At 73.5% G+C, this 6,697-nt stretch carries 6 protein-coding genes; 1 reads left to right on the top strand and 5 read right to left on the bottom strand.

Annotated features, from left to right (window positions below; translation table 11 throughout):
- The 4 genes from KMS84_RS37255 to KMS84_RS37270 all read right to left on the bottom strand — a co-directional run.
- A partial coding sequence (locus KMS84_RS37255) for an LLM class flavin-dependent oxidoreductase (protein ID WP_256920982.1) occupies positions 1-423 on the bottom strand: 423 nt, incomplete at its 3' end.
- Positions 424-475: 52 nt separating this feature from the next.
- Entirely contained in the window at positions 476-2,287 is a 1,812-nt protein-coding gene (locus KMS84_RS37260) for an FAD/NAD(P)-binding protein (RefSeq protein ID WP_256920983.1), read from the bottom strand.
- Positions 2,288-2,636: 349 nt separating this feature from the next.
- The gene (locus KMS84_RS37265) at positions 2,637-3,236 is read right to left on the bottom strand and encodes a GTP-binding protein (RefSeq protein WP_256920984.1); all 600 of its coding nucleotides are present in this window, start codon (positions 3,234-3,236) and stop codon (positions 2,637-2,639) included.
- 123 nt (positions 3,237-3,359) lie between these two features.
- Positions 3,360-4,601: a DUF5685 family protein gene (locus KMS84_RS37270; RefSeq protein ID WP_256920985.1), complete on the bottom strand. Its 1,242-nt coding sequence runs from the start codon at positions 4,599-4,601 to the stop codon at positions 3,360-3,362.
- 312 nt (positions 4,602-4,913) lie between these two features.
- Here KMS84_RS37270 and KMS84_RS37275 point away from each other — a divergent pair, with 312 nt between their 5' ends.
- Positions 4,914-5,351, top strand: coding sequence for a cell division protein SepF (locus KMS84_RS37275; RefSeq protein ID WP_256920986.1), 438 nt, complete (start codon positions 4,914-4,916; stop codon positions 5,349-5,351).
- Positions 5,352-5,393: 42 nt separating this feature from the next.
- Here KMS84_RS37275 and KMS84_RS37280 read toward each other — a convergent pair whose 3' ends face one another.
- Positions 5,394-6,584, bottom strand: coding sequence for an acyl-CoA dehydrogenase family protein (locus tag KMS84_RS37280; RefSeq protein WP_256920987.1), 1,191 nt, complete (start codon positions 6,582-6,584; stop codon positions 5,394-5,396).
- Between the last annotated feature and the right edge of the window lie 113 nt (positions 6,585-6,697).

Here is a 6,697-nt window from a genome sequence, read left to right on the forward strand (position 1 = left end):
CCCCGACCCCGCCGCCGCGAGGGCGACCTCGCCGCCCTCCCGCCGCCGGAGGTCGGGCGGCGCGGCGGGGCCTTCGGGGAGAGGGGTCTCCGCGTGCGCGGCACGGGCGTCGGTCCGCCAGCCGGCCCGGCCCCGGCTGACCCGGTCCAGAGCGGCGACCGCCGCCGGGACCGCGAGGGGCTCGGGACGTCCGGCGGGGAGGGTGGGCACCAGCCCGACGCGCCGCGTGGCCGCCGCCACCCGCGCCAGGACGGCCGGCGCGTCCCATCCGGGCCGCGCGAGGGCCTCGCCCAGGGTGACGAAGTCGAGCCCGCCGCGCTCGGCGAGCCGCGCCAGCTCGGTACAGCGGGCGGCGTCGTGCCCCTCGGGCCGGTCGACGGCGGCGGCCAGGTGCAGCAGCCCCCGGCCGGGCGTTGAGGTCATGGGGAGGAAACCTTTCCGTGGCGCGTCGAAGGAGGCCGGTCGCACGGCCGGTTCACCCGACGGCGTCGGCGTCGAGGTCCCGCAGGAACACCAGGGCCGCCCGGGCGGTGGCGTCGTTCTGCCGGAACGCGGGACCGCCCGTGCGCGGCCGGGTGAACGCGCCCGGCGTGCGCCCGTCGGTGTGCGGCCCGAGCGCGAACCGCCGCGGGTGCGGCCGGCCGGCCCGGTCCAGGACCCGCCCGTCCGCGCGGTCGACCCGCAGCAGCCCGTCGGCGGTCTCGCCTGCGCCGTCGGCGTGCAGGTCGCGCAGCAGCGGGTCGAGGGCGCGTCGCAGCGTGGGCTCCGGCAGCCGGGCCTCCACCAGCGCCCGCGCCTCGACCGCGTGCCCGGGCACGGACGCGCCGGTCGCCCGGAACACGCCGTCCTCGGCACGTACGGTCATGTCGGCGCCGAGGAACTTCACCACCCCCGCCCGGGACAGCGCGAGGAGTTGCCGCAGTCGCGGGCCGGGCGGCCCGGAGGCCAGGTAGCTGAAGAACCCGTGCCACCAGGAGCCGATCCCCCCGAGCCGGACCAGTTGCCCGTAGACGGACAGCAGTCCCAGGAAGACGGCGAGGTCCGGGCTGTGGGCCGGGTCGTGGCGGCGGTCCAGATCGTCCTCGACGTAGCCGCGCAGGCCCTCCTGCAACTCCTCGAAGGAGCCGAACGTCACCCCGTCCAGCGGCCGGTCGAGCGCGGCCAGGTCGAGCCGGTCGCGCGGGTCGGGCACGGCGGAGGCCACCAGCGCCTCGCGTTCGGGTCCGGGCGCGGCGGCCGCGTACTTCTCCTCGAAGTCGGCCCAGGCCATGGCGGTCCGCTCGGCGTGAGCCGTGAACAGCCGGTGGTAGTGGACGAAGCCCAGTTCCTTCTCCACCAGCGGCCACACGTCCCGCCGGAAGTCGAAACCGCCGGGCCGCGCCACCAGGGCGTCGATCTCGGCGGGCCCCAGGAAGCGGGGCAGCGGCGGCCGCTCGCCGGTCCAGTCGTAGCCGATCTTCGAGTGGTAGGGCACACCGCGCCGCGAGCCGACGTACAGCACCGGCTCGCGCCCCGACGGCACGTAGACGTCGCCCTCGTACCGGCCGCCGCGGCCCTCGGTGAGCAGCACCGTCAGATCGACGAAGGCCAGTCCGAAGCCGCGCACCAGGACCGGTTCTCCCGCCCCGAGCGCGGACGGGTCGCTGTCGGCGGTGAAGTCCGGCGGGAGGTGGACGAGTCCGTGCGCACGGGCGTACGCGGCCAACGCGCTCTGCTCCTCGTCCAGTTCGGCGTCGAGGTGACCGAGGGCGAGGACCACGAGGTCGGCGGGCAGCGGCCGGGCACGGCCCTCCAGCCACACCGACTGGCGCTCCTCGCGCGCACCGCTCACCCGCAGGGCCCGCCGCGGGTGGCGGTGCACGGTGATCTCCGGCGGCAGCGCGGCCACGGCCCGCTCGTGCACCCAGCTCAGATACGCGCCCTGGATCCGCCGGTCGGCGAAGACGCGCCCGTCGAGTCCGGCCCACTCGTGCAGGGTGGGCCCGGGCCGCACGGGCCCGTCCATGCGCACCGTCTCGTCGGTGAACATGGTGACGTCCTCGGCGTGCGAGTTCATCCACAGCAACGGCGACTGGGCGGCCCGCCAGATGCGTCCCGCCCCCGGCGGATGCGGGTCGACGAGATGGATGTCGAGACCTGAACCGGCGTACAGCTCAGGGGCGTTGGCGGCGATCCGCTCGATGAGGCCGGTACCTCGCGGCCCGGCCCCGACGATCACGAGGGACGGTCTGGCCGGATGGGGCGCCGGGGGTGCGGCAAGAGGCTGGGACGGGGGCTCGGAAGGCATGCGAAGGCTCCGTGACACGGATGCGCCTTCCACCCCACGACGGCGGACACGGCCGAGCCCCTCAGCAGGGCCGTGGAGCGAGAGTACGGGGGTGTTTCCCCGCACTGTCAAGGCTGTCCGAACTGTGAGCGGTACGTCTCAGGCCGGTTGACGCGTCATCGGGGACCTGTTCCACTTGGCCCATGCATCCGCAGCAGTGGCTGGTCACCCGCTCCCACATCGACTTCGGTCGTGTGTGGTCCTGTTCCTGTTGAGCCGACCCCCTGCGCGCCCCTGAGCCCGGGCGCCCCCTCGCGTTCCCCCCTCACCAGCCCCGCCTTCACCCACGCATCCTCCCCTCGGTATGCCCTCACCCCCGGGCGACCGCCGCCCGACGCCCGGGCGCGGCCCGGAACCCGATCACCCGGTCCATCAGGACGCCCAGCACGTCCCGTACGGATCCCCGCTCCCGCGCGTCGCACTCCAGCACGGGAATCTCCGCACGCAGCCCCAACGCCTCCCTGACCTCGTCCGGTTCGAACCGCTCGGCCCCGTCGAAGCGGTTCACGGCGAGGACGAACGGCGCGTCCTGCGCCTCGAAGTAGTCGAGCGCGGGATAGCAGTCCTCGATGCGCCGGGTGTCCGCGAGGACGACCGTGCCCAGCGCGCCCTCGACCAGGTCGTCCCACAGGAACGAGAAGCGGGCCTGACCCGGCGTCCCGAACAGGTACAGCGCGATGGCCGGACCGAGCCGGATCCGGCCGAAGTCGAGGGCGACGGTCGTCGTGGTCTTGGACTCGACGCCGTCGAGCGAGTCGACGCCCACCGACACCTGGGTGATCGGCGCCTCCGTGTCCAGCGGCTCGATCTCGGAGACGGCGGCGATGAAGGTGGTCTTGCCGACCCCGAGCCCCCCGCTCACGACGATCTTCACGGCGAGCGGCACGGTCTGGTCAGAACGCCCGGGCATGGTCGCTGGTCCTTTCGCGCTTGCGCATCCTTGGCGGGAGATACGTCCCGCGGATGCGCGCCGCTCACCCCACCGGCGGCCGGCACGGACGATGAGCGCCCGCGCACGGCACGTGACGGCGCGTCAGCAGGAGCAGTCGCAGGCGCAGCACTCGCAGCACGAGCACCCGTCGCAGCAGTCGCAGCAACCGCCGTCACAGCCGCCGCAGTCGCCGCAGTCGTTGCACAGGCCCTCGCGCTTCTTCCTCGACCAGGGGCCCTCGAACTCGTCGGCGCAGCACACCTTGCAGGTGCAGCACAGGCCGATCGCGACCGCGCAGCCGGCCAGGAAGCCCCGCTTCTGCGGCCGGGGCGGCTCGGCCCCGAAGGGGTTGCCGTAGGGGTTGCCGGGTGCGTGCGGCGCGTGCGGATCCGCGGGGTCGCGCGGGGCGTACGGGCCGGTCGGCGGCCCGAACGCGCCCGTCGGGGCGTCCGCGTCCCGCGGCCCCTGCGCGTGTCCGCACGACTGCGCGCCGAAGGCCCGGTCCACCGACCGCCCCAGCTCGTGGGCGAGCAGCAGGTGCGCCAGCCTGCCCTCCTCGAACGCGACGTCGCGCAGGGCGAGCCGGATGCCGTGCAGGGCGTCGTCGGCGAGCCGGCGGGCCTCGGTCAGCGGGGTGTGCGTGGCCGTCAGCGGGTTCCAGGCGCCGGCCGCCGCGTCCGCCGCCTGGTCCTCGACGGCGTCCAGCAGGTGGGCCAGCCGTCCGAAGAGACGGCCGGCCTCGGCGAGCGGCGCGGCGTTGCCCGGCCGGCCCGCCAGGACCGCGGTGTGCGCGAAGGCGGCCGCGGTGGCGGTCTCGGTGGGCTCGGTGACGGTCAGCAGCGAGGTGCCCGGACCGGCGAGCGCCTCGACGCCGACCTGCCGGTCCACGGCGTCGACGAGGACGGCGGTGTCGAACCCGACGGCCGCCCCGCCGCGTTCCCCGGCCCGCCCCCAGCTCGCGGCGACGCGGCGCGCGGCGGCGGCCACGGGCCGCCGCGCCAGCATCCCGTCCCCGTCGGCGACGTGGTCACGCACCTTGGCGGAGGCGAGCACCAGCGAGACCGCGGCCGCGAGCCGCGCGCCCTCGCCCTGGGCGACGGAGGCGGTGCGCATGCCCCGCAACGGGCACGGACCCGCGGTGCGCCGCCATCCGCCGGCGGTGACGCGCTCGGCCTGAGCCTCCGTCAGCACCGAGATGAGCAGGCCGTCGTAGTTGGTGACGACCCGGGCGAACTGCCCGTGATCGCCGCGCAGCGCGAGGCACAGCCCGCACAGGTGGGCCATCCACTGGGTCTTGAGACCTTCTCCGAGCCGGTGAGCGCACGGCCTGACGATTCCGAACACGACAACCCCCGTCGTCCTTGGGACATTGAGCTGCCGCATGCTATCGACCGATTGTCATGCCGGATCGGGGGCACTCGGTTCACCCGGACGCACCGTCCGTCACCCATCCGCCACGAAGAATCATATTTCACTCACAGTCAGCAGCCGTATGCGGTGCGACCCTTGGGAGACGCGGGCTCTCGACGTACGAGCTGTGCACCAGTACCGTCACAAACCCCCCGCGCGGCGTCTATCCACTTGGCGCGACATCCGCATCATGGACGACCATGGGGAATGCGGAAAGCAGAAAGACCGCTGTGAGAGGAGGCGTCCATGGGATCGGTGCGCAAGGCGAGTGCCTGGCTTGGCCTCGTCGACGACAACGATGACGAGCGTTACTACGACGACGACTATTCCGAGGGGACCGACTCGCAGGACGCCTGGGTCACCGACCCGCGCGTGAAGGTGGCGGCGGACACGGCCGAGGAGAAGGGCCGCCGCATCGGCACCGTCACCCCGGACAGCTTCCGGGACGCGCGGGCGATCGGCGAGCTGTTCCGCGAGGGTGTGCCGGTCATCATGAACCTCACCGCCATGGAGGCCGCCGACGCCAAGCGCGTCGTCGACTTCGCGGCCGGGCTGATCTTCGGCCTGCGGGGTTCGATCGAGCGGGTGTCCACCCGGGTGTTCCTGCTGTCCCCCGCCAACACGGAGATCGTGAACGGGGATCCGTCCGCGCACCGGACGGACGGTTTCTTCAACCAGAGCTGAGGCAGGGCCGCTCGTCGGCCCTGCCTCGGCCCCCGGGCCGGATCAGCGGAAGGCGTCGAGTCCGGTGAGCGCCTTGCCCAGCACGAGCTGGTGCATCTCGACGGTGCCCTCGTAGGTGAGGACCGACTCGAGGTTCGTCGCGTGCCGCATGACGGGGTATTCGAGCGAGATCCCGTTGGCCCCGAGGACGGTGCGGGCGGTCCGGCAGATCTCGATCGCCTCCCGCACGTTGTTGAGCTTGCCGAAGCTGACCTGCTCGGGACGCAGGCGGCCGGCGTCCATGCGCCGCCCCAGATGGTGGGCGAGCAGAATCCCCTTGTGCAGCTCGACCGCCATGTCGGCGAGCTTGGCCTGGGTGAGCTGGAACCCCCCGATGGGCCGCCCGAACTGCTCCCGGCTCTTCGCGTACTCGACCGCGGTCTCGAAGCACGAGCGGGCCGCGCCCATCGCGCCCCAGACGATGCCGTAGCGCGCGTGGGACAGACAGCTGAGCGGGCCGCGCAGCCCGGTGACCTCCGGCAGGACGGCGTCGGCGGGCAACCGCACGTCGTCGAGCACGAGTTCGCTGGTCACACTGGCCCGCAGGGACCACTTGTGCTTGATCTCCGGCGCGGAGAAGCCGGGGCTGCCGGCCGGCACGACGAAACCGCGGATGCCTTCCTCGGTCTGCGCCCACACCACGGCGACGCCGGCGACCGACCCGTTGGTGATCCACATCTTGCGCCCGTTGAGCACCCAGTCGGAGCCGTCCCGCTTGGCGTACGTCCGCATGCCGGCCGGGTCGGACCCGTGGTCGGGCTCGGTGAGCCCGAAGCACCCGATGACCTCGCCGGCGGCCATGCCGGGCAGCCACTGCCGCTTCTGCTCCTCCGAGCCGAAGCGGTGCACGGCGTACATGGCCAGGGAGCCCTGCACGGAGACGAGCGAGCGGATCCCGGAGTCAGCGGCCTCCAGCTCCAGACAGGCGAGCCCGTACTGCACGGCGCTCGCGCCCGCGCATCCGTAGCCGCTGAGCGACATCCCGAGCGCCCCGAGCCCGCCCAGCTCCCGGGCGAGCTCCCGGATGACGGGCAGCTCCCCGCTCTCGTACCACTCGGCGACATACGGCAGCACCCGGTCCGCCGCCCAGCCGCGCACGGTGTCACGGATCGCGAGATCCTCGGCGTCCAGCAGATCGTCGATCCCCAAGGGGTCGGCGGGGTCGAACGGGGGCAACTTCGAGGACGCGGACATACGACAGCCTCCGGCAGAACCTAAAACTAGCACCGCTAGTAAACCTCTCTCGCCCGACCCTACGACCCCCCGCCCCACACGTCCAGTGGCCTGGTGGTCCGGGGGCTGGGGGG

The sequence above is a fragment of the Streptomyces hilarionis genome (assembly GCF_024539675.1).
In the GTDB taxonomy this organism is placed as follows: domain Bacteria; phylum Actinomycetota; class Actinomycetes; order Streptomycetales; family Streptomycetaceae; genus Streptomyces; species Streptomyces hilarionis.